16 protein-coding genes are annotated in these 13,543 nt (G+C 58.1%); 11 read left to right on the top strand and 5 right to left on the bottom strand.

From position 1 onward, the window contains the following. The first annotated feature begins 3 nt into the window (after positions 1 to 3). The 6 genes from ACR3EP_RS07310 to ACR3EP_RS07285 all read left to right on the top strand — a co-directional run bounded on the left by ACR3EP_RS07310 (position 4) and on the right by ACR3EP_RS07285 (position 3,213). Positions 4 to 357, top strand: coding sequence for an Mth938-like domain-containing protein (locus ACR3EP_RS07310; RefSeq protein WP_170549508.1), 354 nt, complete (start codon positions 4 to 6; stop codon positions 355 to 357). 66 nt (positions 358 to 423) lie between these two features. Next, positions 424 to 1,038: a heme ABC exporter ATP-binding protein CcmA gene (gene ccmA / locus ACR3EP_RS07305; protein WP_480637054.1), complete on the top strand. Its 615-nt coding sequence runs from the start codon at positions 424 to 426 to the stop codon at positions 1,036 to 1,038. Continuing rightward, on the top strand, positions 1,035 to 1,691 hold the full coding sequence (gene ccmB / locus ACR3EP_RS07300) for a heme exporter protein CcmB (RefSeq protein WP_170349106.1): 657 nt from the start codon (positions 1,035 to 1,037) through the stop codon (positions 1,689 to 1,691). The genes ccmA and ccmB overlap by 4 nt, the downstream gene beginning before the upstream one ends. Before the next feature lie 61 nt (positions 1,692 to 1,752). Further along, positions 1,753 to 2,526 carry a heme ABC transporter permease gene (locus ACR3EP_RS07295; RefSeq protein ID WP_170359058.1) on the top strand — a complete coding sequence of 258 codons (774 nt, stop codon included), beginning with the start codon at positions 1,753 to 1,755 and terminating at the stop codon, positions 2,524 to 2,526. After that, a complete protein-coding gene (ccmD, locus tag ACR3EP_RS07290) occupies positions 2,523 to 2,681 on the top strand; it encodes a heme exporter protein CcmD (protein WP_170349104.1) in 159 nt (52 codons plus the stop codon). The genes ACR3EP_RS07295 and ccmD overlap by 4 nt, the downstream gene beginning before the upstream one ends. Continuing rightward, positions 2,674 to 3,213 carry a DsbE family thiol:disulfide interchange protein gene (locus ACR3EP_RS07285; RefSeq protein WP_170349103.1) on the top strand — a complete coding sequence of 180 codons (540 nt, stop codon included), beginning with the start codon at positions 2,674 to 2,676 and terminating at the stop codon, positions 3,211 to 3,213. The genes ccmD and ACR3EP_RS07285 overlap by 8 nt, the downstream gene beginning before the upstream one ends. Before the next feature lie 76 nt (positions 3,214 to 3,289). Here ACR3EP_RS07285 and acnA read toward each other — a convergent pair whose 3' ends face one another. After that, entirely contained in the window at positions 3,290 to 5,980 is a 2,691-nt protein-coding gene (gene acnA / locus ACR3EP_RS07280) for an aconitate hydratase AcnA (protein ID WP_480637052.1), read from the bottom strand. Between the two features lie 219 nt (positions 5,981 to 6,199). Here acnA and ACR3EP_RS07275 point away from each other — a divergent pair, with 219 nt between their 5' ends. Continuing rightward, the gene (locus ACR3EP_RS07275; RefSeq protein ID WP_480637051.1) at positions 6,200 to 6,901 is read left to right on the top strand and encodes a DUF1223 domain-containing protein; all 702 of its coding nucleotides are present in this window, start codon (positions 6,200 to 6,202) and stop codon (positions 6,899 to 6,901) included. Here ACR3EP_RS07275 and ACR3EP_RS07270 read toward each other — a convergent pair whose 3' ends face one another. From ACR3EP_RS07270 to purB, 4 genes are all read right to left on the bottom strand, one after another. Then, positions 6,902 to 7,825, bottom strand: a complete 924-nt coding sequence (locus tag ACR3EP_RS07270; RefSeq protein WP_170349100.1) for a lysophospholipid acyltransferase family protein — start codon at positions 7,823 to 7,825, stop codon at positions 6,902 to 6,904. It lies immediately after the preceding gene. 97 nt (positions 7,826 to 7,922) lie between these two features. Further along, entirely contained in the window at positions 7,923 to 9,014 is a 1,092-nt protein-coding gene (locus ACR3EP_RS07265; RefSeq protein ID WP_480637049.1) for a flagellar motor switch protein FliG, read from the bottom strand. 68 nt (positions 9,015 to 9,082) lie between these two features. Next, on the bottom strand, positions 9,083 to 9,625 hold the full coding sequence (locus ACR3EP_RS07260) for a tetratricopeptide repeat protein (RefSeq protein ID WP_170410300.1): 543 nt from the start codon (positions 9,623 to 9,625) through the stop codon (positions 9,083 to 9,085). A gap of 379 nt (positions 9,626 to 10,004) precedes the next feature. Continuing rightward, a complete protein-coding gene (purB, locus tag ACR3EP_RS07255; RefSeq protein WP_170349097.1) occupies positions 10,005 to 11,309 on the bottom strand; it encodes an adenylosuccinate lyase in 1,305 nt (434 codons plus the stop codon). Positions 11,310 to 11,397: 88 nt separating this feature from the next. Here purB and ACR3EP_RS07250 point away from each other — a divergent pair, with 88 nt between their 5' ends. The 4 genes from ACR3EP_RS07250 to ACR3EP_RS07235 all read left to right on the top strand — a co-directional run bounded on the left by ACR3EP_RS07250 (position 11,398) and on the right by ACR3EP_RS07235 (position 13,513). Further along, positions 11,398 to 11,730, top strand: coding sequence for a hypothetical protein (locus tag ACR3EP_RS07250; protein WP_480637047.1), 333 nt, complete (start codon positions 11,398 to 11,400; stop codon positions 11,728 to 11,730). After that, positions 11,727 to 12,149: a DUF6314 family protein gene (locus ACR3EP_RS07245; RefSeq protein WP_425080433.1), complete on the top strand. Its 423-nt coding sequence runs from the start codon at positions 11,727 to 11,729 to the stop codon at positions 12,147 to 12,149. The genes ACR3EP_RS07250 and ACR3EP_RS07245 overlap by 4 nt, the downstream gene beginning before the upstream one ends. 76 nt (positions 12,150 to 12,225) lie before the next feature. Then, entirely contained in the window at positions 12,226 to 12,813 is a 588-nt protein-coding gene (locus ACR3EP_RS07240) for a biotin transporter BioY (protein WP_170359042.1), read from the top strand. 139 nt (positions 12,814 to 12,952) lie between these two features. Next, complete coding sequence (locus ACR3EP_RS07235; protein WP_170359040.1) at positions 12,953 to 13,513, top strand: hypothetical protein; 561 nt, start codon at positions 12,953 to 12,955, stop codon at positions 13,511 to 13,513. Positions 13,514 to 13,543 lie beyond the last annotated feature (30 nt).

Genomic DNA, 13,543 nt, shown 5'->3' with positions numbered 1-13,543 from the left:
GCCATGCGCCTGAATGAGATTTCCTATACCAACGCAGTCCCGGTTGACGGGTACGGCCCGGGCTTTTTCCGGATCGGTGGGCAGGTTTATGAGGGAGCCGTTCTGACAGGCCCCGCCGGAACCACGACCTGGGACGGGTATGAGGACAACGCGCCGCTGCTGGAACTTGCCGACACCGTGGACGTTTTGTTCATTGGCACCGGGGCTGAACTGAATCACATTCCTGCTGATCTGCGCACGGCCCTGGAAAATGCCGGGATCGGAGTTGAGATCATGAACTCTCCGGCTGCGTGCCGCACGTATAACGTGCTGTTGTCCGAAGGGCGGCGCGTTGCGCTGGCCTTATTGCCGGTCTGATCTGTCGGCAGGGCCTGCGTCAAATCTCACCTTTTGCGCCTGACGGCAATGAGATAAGCGGGACCCATGACATTGACTGTGACCGATCTGGCCATCGCCCGTGGCGGCGTTCCTGTGCTTGAAGGGCTGAGCTTTGCTCTGCCGCCGGGCAAGGCGTTGATTCTGCGCGGGCCGAACGGGATCGGTAAGACGACCTTGCTGCGCACACTGGCCGGGTTGCAGCCGCCGCTGGCGGGGCGGATTGACGGGGCTGAGGATCAGATCGCATATGCCTCGCATTCCGACGGGTTGAAGCCGACATTGACGGTGGTTGAGAATCTGACCTTCTGGGCCTCGGTCTTTGGCACTTATGAAATTCAGCCCGCGCTAGTCGCCTTTGCGCTGAACGAATTGTCTGATCGCCATGCTGGCAACCTGTCGGCCGGGCAAAAACGGCGGTTGGGTCTGGCGCGCATGCTGGTCACGGGGCGGCCAATCTGGATGCTGGATGAGCCCACCGTATCACTGGACCGTAATGCAGTGCAGATGTTCGCTGATGCCGTTCGCGCGCATCTGAGGCAGGGCGGTTCGGCCCTGATCGCCACTCATATCGACCTTGGCCTAGACGGAGAAGTTCTGGATGTCGGCCGCAACAAGGCGAAACCCAAACCCATAGAAGATTTCGACGGAGGCTTCCTGTGATCGCCCTGTTGCTGCGTGACCTGAAACTGGCCTTCCGCGCGGGCGGGGGGTTTGGTCTCGGTCTGGCGTTTTTTCTGATCGTGACCGTTTTGGTGCCGTTTTCAGTAGGGCCGCAATCCTCGCTGCTGTCGACCATCGCGCCGGGTGTTCTTTGGCTGGGCGCGCTGCTGGCCTGTCTGTTGTCGCTGGACCGCCTGCTTGCACTGGATTGGGAGGACGGCTCGCTTGACCTATTGGCCACCGCGCCGCTGCCGTTGGAAGCGGTAGTGACCATCAAGGCGCTGGCCCATTGGCTAACCACTGGCCTGCCACTTGTTCTGGCCGCTCCGTTTTTGGGCGTGTTGCTGAACCTGCCGGTGCCGGGGTTTTTCTGGCTGGTCGTATCGCTGTTGATCGGCACTCCGGCAATGAGTGTCATCGGCACTTTTGGCGCGGCCCTGACCGTGGGCCTGAAACGTGGAGGATTGCTGCTATCCCTGCTGGTCCTGCCGCTGTACGTGCCGACCCTGATCTTTGGGGCCGAAGTCGCGCGCCGTGGGGCGACGGGGATGGAAACCCAGACCCCGCTGTTGATGCTAGCGGGGATCACCGCCGCGACAATCGCCCTATTGCCCTTTGCCAGCGCAGCGGTGCTGCGCATTAACCTTCGCTGACGTGGTCAAACTTTGACTGATGTCAATTGAGAACGAACCCGACTCGGACTAGATAAGGCCCATGTCTATCGCAGCCAAAGCCAACGCCCTCTGGGAATACGCCAATCCGCGCAAGTTCCTTGCCACCAGTGAACGGGTGATGCCGTTTTTCTGGGCATCATCGCTTGCCTGCATCGTGGTAGGGCTGGTGTGGGGGTTCTTCTTCACACCGGATGACTACAAGCAGGGATCGACGGTCAAGATTATCTATCTGCATGTGCCTGCTGCGCTGATGGCGATCAATTGCTGGCTGATGATGCTGGCGACCTCGCTGGTGTGGCTTGTGCGGCGCCACCATGTCAGCGCGCTGGCGGCGCGTGCAGCGGCTCCTGTGGGTATTGTGATGACCCTGATCGCGCTGGCGACCGGGGCGATCTGGGGGCAGCCAATGTGGGGCACCTGGTGGGCCTGGGATCCGCGCCTGACCTCGTTCCTGATCCTGTTCCTGTTCTATCTGGGCTATGTCGCACTGTGGGAAGCTATCGAAGACCCTGATACGGCGGCCGATCTGACCTCGGTCCTGTGTCTGGTAGGGTCTGTCTTTGCGCTGCTCAGCCGCTATGCCGTGAATTTTTGGAATCAGGGGCTGCATCAGGGCGCATCCGTGATGCGGGCCGCCGCCGTGACCGGGGCGGATACCGAAGAGAAGGTCAGCAATATCTATTTCTACCCACTTTTGCTGTGCATCATCGGGTTTGTACTGCTGTTCATTGCTCTTGTTTTGTACCGCACGGGCACGGAAATTCGCGCGCGCCGGGTCAAGGCGCTGTTGGCGCGGGAAAGGGTAAGCGGATGATCCCTGATCTCGGAAAATATGCGGATACGGTTCTCTGGTCCTATGCGGCCTCGATCGGATTGCTGGCGCTGCTGATTGTGTTCAGCATCGTACGTGGCCGCAAGGTCCGGGCCGAGATGGAAAAGGTCGAACAAAGGATGACGCGCAATGGCTAAAATCTCACCCCTGATGATTGCGCCACCGCTGATCTTCGGTGCCTTCGCCGTACTGGCGGGCATCGGCATGTTCCGCGATGATCCCAACGCGCTGCCCTCCGCCCGTGAAGGCCAACCCGCGCCGCCGGTGGTGCTGACGGAATTCGCGGGCAAGACAGGGTTTGATGATGCCACGCTGCGGGACGGAGAAGTCAAGCTGGTCAACTATTGGGCCAGCTGGTGCGCGCCGTGCCGGGTTGAACATCCCAACCTGCAGGCCCTGTCAGATGAGGGCATCCCCGTTTACGGCATCAATTACAAGGATCAACTGGCCAACGCCGAAGCCTTCCTGACCGAACTGGGCGATCCCTATGCCGGGATCGGACGGGACGAGCAGGGGCGTATGGGGTTGGACTGGGGCGTTTATGGCGTGCCCGAGACCTATGTGATCGATGGTGAGGGCACGATCATCCTGCGCTTTGCCGGGCCGATAACTCAGCGCGTGATCGAAAGCACGATCCGTCCGGCGTTGGAAAAAGCGGCAGGCAACTAAAGCCGCGATGGTTTAACCAAATGAGAAATGAAAAAAGGCGCCCAATCGGACGCCCTTAATTTTATAGCGTGCAGGTTTAACCAGCTTTCGCCAAGTTCCGCAGCACATATTGAAGCACACCGCCGTTTTCGACGTATTCGATCTCGGGCGCGGTATCTATGCGGCACTTGAGGGTGATGGTCTTTGTGGTGCCGTCGCCATAGGTGATAGTGCAGGGCACCTCTTGCAATGGTTCAACCTTATCCAGACCATCAATCGAGACCGTCTCATCCCCCTTTAGCCCTAGAGATTTCCGGGTGTCGCCGCCGGTAAATTCGAAGGGGATCACGCCCATGCCAACTAGGTTAGAACGGTGGATGCGCTCAAAGCTTTCGGCGATCACGGCCTTGATGCCCAGCAACGCGGTACCCTTTGCCGCCCAATCGCGTGAGGACCCGGCGCCGTATTGCTGCCCCCCAAACACCACAAGCGGAACGCCCTGTTCCTGATAGGCCATCGACGCGTCGTAGATCGAGGTCTGCTGACCGTCCGGACCTTTGGTATAACCGCCCTCGACGCCATCCAGCATCTCGTTCTTGATGCGGATATTGGCGAACGTGCCGCGCATCATGACCTCGTGATTGCCCCGGCGCGAACCATACGAGTTGAACTCGCGCGGCTGGACCTGACGCTCTGTCAGGTACTTACCCGCAGGCGAGGTTGCCGCAAAAGACCCCGCAGGTGAGATGTGGTCGGTGGTGACCATGTCGCCCAGAATGGCCAGAACCTTGGCGCCGTCGATGTTCGAGATGGTGCCCGGTTCGGGGCTCATACCCTGAAAATATGGCGGGTTCTGGATGTAGGTCGAGGTAGGCGGCCAGTCATAGGTTTCCTGTTGCGGAACTTCGACCGCCTGCCATTTGTCGTCGCCTTTGAACACGTCGGCATATTTTGACTGAAATGCCTCGCGGGTGACGGTTTCCTGCACCAGATCGGCGATTTCCTTCTGGTCGGGCCAGATATCTTTCATGAACACATCATTGCCGTCCTTGTCCTGACCGATCGGTTCCGATGTCAGGTCGATATCCATGGTGCCCGCCAGCGCATAGACCACCACCAGCGGAGGGGAAGCCAGATAGTTGGCGCGCACATCCGGCGAAATCCGACCCTCGAAGTTGCGGTTGCCAGACAAAACCGAGGTAGCGACCAGATCGCCCTCGGCAATCGCTTCGCTGATTTCCTTCTGGATCGGACCCGAGTTGCCGATGCAGGTGGTGCAGCCATAGCCCACAAGGTTGAACCCGATGGCGTCCAGATGCTGTTGCAGCCCTGCAGACTCAAGATATTCGGTCACAACCTGCGATCCGGGGGCCAGCGAGGTCTTGACCCAAGGCTGACGGTTCAAACCCAGCTCATGCGCCTTTTTCGCCACCAGACCGGCCCCGATCATCACATAGGGGTTCGATGTGTTGGTGCATGAGGTGATCGAGGCGATAACCACCTTGCCCGAATCCATGGAGTAGTCTTCGCCTTTGACGGCGACTTCCTTGGCCATCGGGCGTTTGAAGGTCTCAGCCATTTCCTTGGTGAAAGCGGCTTTGGCGCCAGTCAGCGCGACATAGTCCTGTGGACGTTTCGGACCCGATATGGCTGGAACGATAGTGCCCATGTTGAGCGACAGGGTGTCCGTGTAGATCGGGGCGTAATTTTCATCCCGCCACAGGCCGTTCTCTTTGGCGTAAGCCTCAACCAGCGCAAGGCGATCCTCGTCGCGTCCGGTATTGCGCATATAGCGCAGGGTTTCGCCATCAATCGGGAAGAAACCGCAGGTCGCGCCGTATTCCGGTGCCATGTTGGCAATGGTCGCGCGGTCAGCCAATGGCAGGCGATCCAGACCGCTGCCGTAGAATTCAACGAATTTGCCAACCACGCCTTTTTCGCGCAGCATCTCGACCACTTTCAGAACCAGATCGGTGCCGGTAGTGCCCTCGACCATCGCGCCGGTCAGCTCAAAGCCAACAACCTCGGGGATCAGCATCGAAATCGGCTGGCCCAGCATCGCGGCCTCGGCCTCGATCCCGCCAACGCCCCAGCCCAGAACGGCCATGCCGTTGACCATGGTGGTGTGGCTGTCGGTGCCGACCAGAGTATCGGGATAGGCAACTTCTTCTCCGTTCTGGTCTTTGTCGCTCCAGACGGTTTGGGCCAGATATTCAAGGTTTACCTGATGGCAGATGCCGGTGCCGGGTGGCACAACGCGGAAATTGTCAAACGCCGACTGCCCCCATTTCAGAAACTGATAGCGTTCCATGTTTCGTTCATATTCGCGATCCACGTTCATCTGGAACGCGCGCGGATTGCCAAACGCATCAATCATGACTGAGTGGTCGATGACCAGATCCACCGGGTTCAACGGATTGATCTTTTGCGCGTCACCACCCAGCGCCTTGATCCCGTCACGCATTGCGGCCAAATCGACGACGGCCGGGACGCCCGTGAAGTCCTGCATCAATACGCGGGCAGGGCGATAGGCAATCTCGCGCGGGTTTTTACCACCATTTGCGCCCCATTCGGCAAAGGCTTTGATGTCATCAACCGAGACAGAAAACCCGTCATCCTCAAACCGCAGGATGTTTTCCAACACCACTTTCAGTGCCGCAGGAAGTCTGGAAAAATCACCTAGACCGGCCTCTTGCGCGGCGCGAATCGAGTAATAAGCAATGGACTTGCCGTTCACGCTCAGGCTGCGGCGTGTCTTAGCGCTATCCTTTCCAACGGTAATGGGCATTGTTGGCCTCCCTTTCAAAATATTGGGTTTGGGGATTTGCTGATTGTTTTCTGGAGCATCATTGCCGTGCATTCAAGGCTTAGATACCTTGACTTCTAAGTTGTATGCTAAAGTATACAATTCAAGGGCGATTGTTTTTAAATCTCAAGAAACCTTGATTGGCGGTTGAGCGTCGATCCGTTTAAACCGGATAAGCACCCCAAAAGCCCGAGATTTCATATGTTCAGAATTGCTCCTGTCACTGTGTTTGTTTCCCTGTTTCTGGCCACCTCAGCCGTGGCCGAGAATGACCCGGTTGTGGTCGAACTGTTCACATCACAAGGGTGTTCGTCCTGCCCGCCAGCCGACGAGTTGATGCATGATCTGGCACAACGTGACGATGTGATCGGACTGGCCCTGCATGTGGATTATTGGGACTATATTGGTTGGAAGGACGAATATGCCGATCCCAATCACACCCTGCGTCAGCGCGCCTATGCGCGTCAGGGCGGGCGGTCGATGATCTACACGCCGCAGATGGTTATCAACGGTCAGCAGGATGTGGTCGGTGCAAAGTCGCAGGAGTTGGAGTATCTGATCGATGCCCATCTCAAAGCTGCGCCCGAGGCCGAAGTGGTGGCGACCCGTTCGGGCAACGATGTCACGGTCGATGTTACGCCGGTCGAACTGCCAGAGGGTGAGCTTTTTGACGTGCGCGTGGTGCAGTATGCGCCGATGCGCCATGCCTCGATCCGCCGAGGAGAGCTGGCAGGGCATGAGTTGGACTATGCAAATGTTGTAGATACCTGGCAGGTCGCCGGGCAGTGGGACGGGGTGGCGCCGCAGAAGTTTTCGGCGGTGTTGACCTCGGACCTGCCAGCGGTCGTACTTGTGCAGAAGGTTGGGCATGGCCCAATCGTTGCCGCCACCAAGGTCAAGTGATCAGGGCATATCCTCGGGCTGAACGCCAAGTCCGTTCCAGGCTTTCCAGCGTCGGTGAATCCAGAACCATTGTCCCATGTGCTGCCTTACCATAGCCTCAAGATCATCATTGGTGAACTGGGTCATGGTCTTGGCGTCAGTATGCGGAACCGGGTCATGCAGGACGATTTCGAAATCAATGCCATTAGGCTGGCGGATTGCATAGCACGGGATCAGTTCGGCTTTGTATTTCATCGCCAATTCGGCGTTCAAGACGGATGTCACGGCCGGTTTGCCAAAAAACGTCAGTTCTTCCCCGCCGTGGGCGTGCAGGTCTGAGACGATGGCAATGATGCCGCCACTCTTGAGGGAGCGCACCATCTCAACCATGCCGCGGCGGCCCTGTTCGAACATGGGCGCGCCGGTTTTGTAAAACGCGTCGACATACATGTCGTTGAAATAGGGGTTTGCCATGCGACGATAGAGGCATCCGATGGGCTGTCCACTGCGGGTTTGCAGGGCGATCCGCGCTGCCAGGTAGTGACCGAAATGCGCGGTTATCATCATGACGGGTCGCCCTTCGGCCACGGCGGCGTCAAAGGCGGCAATGCCGGGGCCGGACACCTTGGCGCTGGCCTGCCGTTCCGTGAAGCCTTCTGGCGAAAAGTGCTCCATGATGGCGCGACCTGCATTGTCGGGTACAGCGCGACAGATGCGATTTACCTCGGCGTCCGACAGGTCGGGGCGGGTGAGCTTCAGGTTGCTGCGCACGCGCTTGGTGAACCCGACCAAAGGGGCAAGCCCGCGTACGATGGCCCCCATCGTTGCGATACGCCGTTCATACGGCAACAGCCGCATTGCTCCGATTACACCTTTCAGAAACAGGCCGGTAACATAATACTTTCGAAGCGCCCCGCGGCTTAGTTCCGACTTTTCGACGGGCATAATCTGGTCTCACCGGCTGTTGCATTTTGCCGGGTCAGACATACAAGGCACATTCCGCGACCACAAGCATTCCTATGGCTTAAGTCGTGGTGCTTGCCTATTCCTCATTGTCTTCTTCGATCAGGGCGATCGTTCCTTCGTCAACCAGGGCACGAATGGCGCCAACAATCTGTGTCATGGCCTCTTCAGCCTCAGATTGTTTAACTTTGCCGCGTTCGCCGATTTCTTCACGCAGGTTGTCGACCATTCGCGATGACATGTTGGACAAAAGGAATTCGGTTGTATCTTGGTCATCCTCAGCAGTGGCCCCGGCCAACGCGGTGACCAGATCGGCCTGATCCACCCTGCGGAGAACCGCCGAGACGTCGCGTGACAGGATACGGGCTGGGATATGCGCAAAGGTAAAGATCGAACGGCGCACGACGCTGGCGAAATCCGAATCCTCTTCGTCTAGCGCGGTTAGTAACCCGTCGCGGGTGGAGGCCGCCGACTGGTTCAGAATTGCGCCCACACGCGCCCCGGGACCATCCGCAAAGGCCTGCGACGGCCTTTGGTCCAGCTGAGCCGCCAGCGACCAGCCGATGCGTTCCACGGCCTCGGGTGTGACATTGGCGGTTTTCGAAACCGCATAGGTGATCTGACGGGCAACAGGACCGGGCAGATTCCCCAAAAGCTGCGCGGCCTTTGCGGTTTCCAGTTTCGATAGCATCACGGCGGCGATCTCGGTGCTTTCTGCTTGTGCCATGGCAGCCAGGTCTTCGGTTGGTACCTCGCGCAGCCGTTGCCAGGGATCACCAATCTGGCGCACTCCGGCCACCTTACGCAGCCGCGCGGCTGTAGCTGGGGCAATCTTACCATCCACCGCGTCCAAAGCACCGGCCAGACCGTGCGGGAAAGACAGGCCGACGCTGTCCAGCGCCTGTGCAAACTCCTGCGCCACTGCGTCCAATGTCACACGATCCACCAGCCCCATCTCACCCAGCTGATGGGTCAGTTTTTCCTGCAAATCGTCGGGTAGATCCTCTAGCGGGATATCCGCGCCTTCATTCAGCAGCAGCCGCACGACCACGGCGGCCTTCTGTCGGTTGCTGAGCGCGCGAGGAATGACGCGAGGCGCTTCACTGTCCGCCTGATCTGTCACCGGAGCCGCCCCCGGTGCCACCTGTATCAAAGTGTTTGTATCCTGCATCTGCCTGCGGTGCCATAGTTGCGTTCCACAGGCAAATTACGGAGAGTCGGGTAAAGAAAGGCTGAAGCTTAGTAGTTATAGGTCAGCCCGGTGCGGATTGCCTCGCGCAGCGACGCCTCGGCCCAGGTGCCTTCACCACCGCGCGCCTTGATCTCGCGCCATTGTGCAATTGCCAAATCGGTTTTCCCTTCGGCCACAAAGCCCTGACCCATATAGCTGCGTGCTAGGATATTGTCGGGGTTGGTTTCGATGGCGTTGGAATAAAAGACGTTAGCCAGTTCAAGCTCACCCATTTTGCGATAGGTAAAGCCCCAGTAGGTCAGCACACGATCATCGTCTTGATCCATAATGCGTAGAATATTCTGAGCGTTTTCTAACTGGCCGTCATATGCCAATTCCCGCACGGCTTCATACAGCTCATCTTGGGTGAAGTTGGTCTTGTCCGGCTTGACACAGCGCCCGGCATCCTTGTCGTAAACGCGGCCAAACAGGCATTTCTTGGTTGTGTTCGTTGGCTTGGGTGCGGCGCCGCTTCCACCGCCCGCAGCGTATGCCGCCGGTGCAAACACAAAGGCCTGAAGGGCAATAGCTGAAACTAATACAAGACGCATTTTCCTACTCCGTTCTCTGGGCTGCTCTGATCAAGCATAGTGCGATCTGATAAAAAGCTAACAATCGCGGCCTCGCTTTTATTCACAAGTAGGAAATAAAATTCTCAGCTGTTTACGATTTTCGCGCATGTTTGGGTTTCGGAATCCCAATATGTCCCGTCTGCGCAGGACTGGGTTTGCTTGGAATGGCCAGTACAGGCCAAAGCGACCGAAGCTGAAAACGTAAGGGCCAAGGCGCAGAGAATGGTGCGTATCATGCTATTTCTCCCGTTCGGGCATATAGGCGCACCATAGCTGATTTTGACCCGTCTGGCAAAAGAGCAGGGCCCGGATCGCGTTGTGCGAACCGGGCCCTTTGAACTGACTGAACGGTCAGGTTTTATTCGCCAAACACGCGGGCGAAGATCGTGTCGACGTGTTTGGTGTGGTAACCGAGGTCGAACTTCTCTTCGATTTCTTCAGGGCTCAGCGCTGCGGTGACATCGGCGTCGGCAAGCAGTTCTTCTTTGAAGTCGGTGCGATGTTCCCACACTTTCAACGCGTTGCGCTGAACCATGGCATAAGCATCTTCGCGGCTGACCCCTGCTTGCGTCAGCGCCAGCAGAACCCGCTGGCTCATCACCAGACCGGGGAACTTGTTCATGTTCTCCAGCATGTTCTCGGGGAAGATTAGCATCTTGTCGACCACGCCGGTTAGGCGGGTCAGCGCAAAATCCAGCGTGATTGTCGCATCCGGGCCGATCATGCGTTCGACCGACGAATGCGAGATATCGCGTTCATGCCAGAGCGCCACGTTTTCCATCGCCGGGATCACCGCTGCGCGCACCATGCGCGCCAGACCGGTCAGGTTCTCGGTCAGGACCGGGTTTTTCTTGTGCGGCATGGCCGAGGAGCCTTTTTGGCCCATCGAGAAGAACTCGGCACCCTCCAACACCTCGGTCCGCTGCATGTGACGGATTTCGATGGCGATGTTTTCGATGCTGCTGGCGATGACGCCAAGGGTCGCAAAGAAGGCCGCGTGGCGGTCACGCGGGATGACCTGCGTGCTGATCGGTTCAGGCACCAGACCTAGCTGATCGCAGACATGCTCTTCAACGCGGGGATCGATATTGGCGAAAGTGCCGACCGCACCACTGATCGCACCGGTGGCGATTTCCGCACGGGCGTCGCGCATGCGTGACAGGTTGCGGTCCATCTCAGCATAGAATCGGGCAAAGGTCAGACCCATTGTGGTGGGTTCCGCATGGATGCCGTGGCTGCGACCGATGCGGACGGTGTTCTTGTGTTCGATCGCGCGGCGTTTCAGGGCGGCCAGCAGGCTTTCGAGGTCAGCAATCAGCAGGTCCGCGGCGCGGGTAAGCTGTACGTTCAGGCAGGTGTCAAGTACATCCGAAGAGGTCATGCCCTGATGGACAAAGCGTGCCTCTTCACTGCCGACATGCTCGGCCAGATGGGTCAAAAAGGCGATAACGTCGTGCTTGGTGACGGCCTCGATCTCATCAATGCGGGCCACGTCGAATTCCACGTCCTTGGCCTTCCACACCGCCTCGGCGTTTTCGCGCGGGATGACGCCCAGATCGGCCATGGCGTCGCAGGCGTGAGCCTCGATCTCGAACCAGATGCGGAACTTGGTCTCGGGCGACCAGATGGCAACCATATCGGGGCGGGAATAACGTGGAATCATTGGCGGTGAGACCTTTTTGTGTTTGGGATAGAGCGTTGGCGCGGGGTTTAAACCCAGCCGCACAAGGGAACAAGGCACGAGTGCAAGTATGAGACGGTTTGCCCTGATTTTGGCCGTTTGGCCCGGTTTTTTGGCCGCGGAAGAGTTCCGGGCACTGACCGGAGACGAGATTCTGGATGCCCTGACCGGCCAGAAGCTCGATTACGGGGACGGCGTCTGGCAGACATTCGATGAAACGATGCTGACGCAGTATTACTCGGGTGGTCCAAGCGCGGGCCGTTGGGCGGTGCGCGAGGATCGGTATTGCTCGGTCTGGCCGCCCTCTGATTTGTGGGCCTGTTTTGACGTTCAGAAAAAGGGTGACGTGATCCGGTTCGTCGATGACAGCGGAGGCACCACCGACGGGACCTATGCCGAATGACCCAGCCGCGCAGCCTATCCGAGTTCGAAGGGAGCTGGAGTCTGAGCCGAACCATAAACGACGCGCGGGCAGGGCAGTTCGTGCAAGCCGAAGGTCACGCGGTTCTGCGCCCGGCTGAAAATGGGTTAATCTATGATGAAGAGGTCACGCTGCGCATTCCGGGTCAGGCCGAGATGACAGGCACCCGGCGCTACCTGTGGCGGGATGCAGGCGAAGGGATTGCGGTTCATTTCGAAGACGGACGGTTTTTTCATACATTGAAGCTGGAGCATTCGCAGTCTAGGGATCATCATGATTGTCCGCCAGACAGCTATGATGCGGTCTATGATTTCTCAGCCTGGCCGATTTGGTCGGTCCACTGGACGGTGAACGGACCGCGAAAAGCCTATGAAATGAAAACCGAATACCGCCCTCGATAGCGCAATCATCTTGAAGTCTCGATGTGAAATGGGCCATCCTGTGCCCCAATTTCCATCCGAACGTGGAGAAACGAAAATGACTACAAATGTTCTGGCCGAAGCAATCGGTCCGCGCGAGGGCACAGCGCTGCGCGTGAAACAGGTGGCCTTGGTCGCGGTGGGTATCGTTACGCTGGCGATTGCCGCAAAGATTAAGGTTCCGATGTGGCCGGTACCGATCACCATGGGTACCTTTGCCGTTCTGACCATCGGTACCGCCTATGGTGCGCGTCTGGGTCTGATCACCATGCTGGGTTATCTGTTGATCGGCGCGCTGGGTTTTGACGTCTTCGCCGGGTCCTCGGCCGAGAAATTTGGGCTGACTTACATGATGGGCGGCACTGGCGGCTATCTGGTCGGCTACCTGATGGCTACCGTACTGCTGGGCGCGTTGGCCGCGCGCGGTTGGGATCGCTCGGTCGGGAAACTGGCGCTGGCGCTGGTGCTGGCAAATGTACTGATCTATGTGCCTGGCCTGCTTTGGCTGGGTCAGCTCTATGGTTGGGATAAGCCGATCCTGGAATGGGGTCTGACGCCCTTCCTGATGGGGGATGTGATCAAACTGGCGCTGGCCGCTCTGCTGATCCCCGGCCTGTGGAAACTGGTTGGCGACGCCCGCAACTGATTTCCGAATAACTTTGTGAAAGACACCGCGCCCAAAGCAATCCGGGCGCGGTTTTTTGTGGCCTATTCCAAGAGATGCTGGACAAAACCGGCCACCGCAGTCCAAGCTGCATTCAACGAAAACATCAGGTTATTTAGAAATGAGAATTTTTACTGGCTCGACTCTGGCCGCCTGTGCCGCCCTGTGGTTAGGGGCCGTGGCACCGGCGTCTGCGGATACTCCTGTCACATATACCGAAGCAGGGCGCGCCCTGTTTGGCTTTTCCGTGCCCGATTATTGGGTCGTGCGAACGGGCGGTCCGCGTGAGATTGAGGATACGGAACTGGGTGATCTTCGCGCTGTCGCACGTGTCATGGCCATACGGCCTTTGACCGATGACAACGTCTGGATGGGGTTCGTTTCACCTGCTGGCGTAAAGTCAATTAAGGATGGACTGCAATATCTTGAAGATATTGATAAGTTTCTTGTTGAAGATCCCGAAGTTACCAACACGTCCGACACACGAATTGGCGGTTTACCGGCGCGAGTGATCCGGGGGACCGGTACCCGCGACGGGCGTGGCATCAACTTTACTGCCTCGGTCATTGACCTGCCAAACAGTCGCGTGGCCGTTGTTGTCGCGATCCTGCGCAATGGCGCTGATCCGGCTTATGTTGACGACCTGAATGCCGTATTCGCGTCGTTTCGGGCCTCGCAGTAAGGAGATGTGCTGATGATCACAAAACGTATC

This window comes from Ruegeria sp. BB10, assembly GCF_056535725.1.
The sequence above is the reverse complement of the archived record's forward strand: the minus strand, read 5'-3'. Positions and strand labels throughout refer to the sequence as shown.

What these genes read in the sequence shown, in the direction of transcription:
- ACR3EP_RS07285 (WP_170349103.1), top strand. Translation starts at nt 2,674, where the DNA reads ATGGCTAAAATCTCACCCCTGATGATTGCGCCACCGCTGATCTTCGGT.
- purB (WP_170349097.1), bottom strand. Translation starts at nt 11,309, where the DNA reads ATGATTCCACGTTATTCCCGCCCCGATATGGTTGCCATCTGGTCGCCC.
- ACR3EP_RS07245 (WP_425080433.1), top strand. Translation starts at nt 11,727, where the DNA reads ATGACCCAGCCGCGCAGCCTATCCGAGTTCGAAGGGAGCTGGAGTCTG.
- ccmA (WP_480637054.1), top strand. Translation starts at nt 424, where the DNA reads ATGACATTGACTGTGACCGATCTGGCCATCGCCCGTGGCGGCGTTCCT.
- ACR3EP_RS07310 (WP_170549508.1), top strand. Translation starts at nt 4, where the DNA reads ATGCGCCTGAATGAGATTTCCTATACCAACGCAGTCCCGGTTGACGGG.
- ACR3EP_RS07260 (WP_170410300.1), bottom strand. Translation starts at nt 9,625, where the DNA reads ATGCGTCTTGTATTAGTTTCAGCTATTGCCCTTCAGGCCTTTGTGTTT.
- ACR3EP_RS07275 (WP_480637051.1), top strand. Translation starts at nt 6,200, where the DNA reads ATGTTCAGAATTGCTCCTGTCACTGTGTTTGTTTCCCTGTTTCTGGCC.
- ACR3EP_RS07295 (WP_170359058.1), top strand. Translation starts at nt 1,753, where the DNA reads ATGTCTATCGCAGCCAAAGCCAACGCCCTCTGGGAATACGCCAATCCG.
- ccmD (WP_170349104.1), top strand. Translation starts at nt 2,523, where the DNA reads ATGATCCCTGATCTCGGAAAATATGCGGATACGGTTCTCTGGTCCTAT.
- ACR3EP_RS07250 (WP_480637047.1), top strand. Translation starts at nt 11,398, where the DNA reads ATGAGACGGTTTGCCCTGATTTTGGCCGTTTGGCCCGGTTTTTTGGCC.
- acnA (WP_480637052.1), bottom strand. Translation starts at nt 5,980, where the DNA reads ATGCCCATTACCGTTGGAAAGGATAGCGCTAAGACACGCCGCAGCCTG.
- ACR3EP_RS07270 (WP_170349100.1), bottom strand. Translation starts at nt 7,825, where the DNA reads ATGCCCGTCGAAAAGTCGGAACTAAGCCGCGGGGCGCTTCGAAAGTAT.
- ACR3EP_RS07265 (WP_480637049.1), bottom strand. Translation starts at nt 9,014, where the DNA reads ATGCAGGATACAAACACTTTGATACAGGTGGCACCGGGGGCGGCTCCG.
- ACR3EP_RS07235 (WP_170359040.1), top strand. Translation starts at nt 12,953, where the DNA reads ATGAGAATTTTTACTGGCTCGACTCTGGCCGCCTGTGCCGCCCTGTGG.
- ACR3EP_RS07240 (WP_170359042.1), top strand. Translation starts at nt 12,226, where the DNA reads ATGACTACAAATGTTCTGGCCGAAGCAATCGGTCCGCGCGAGGGCACA.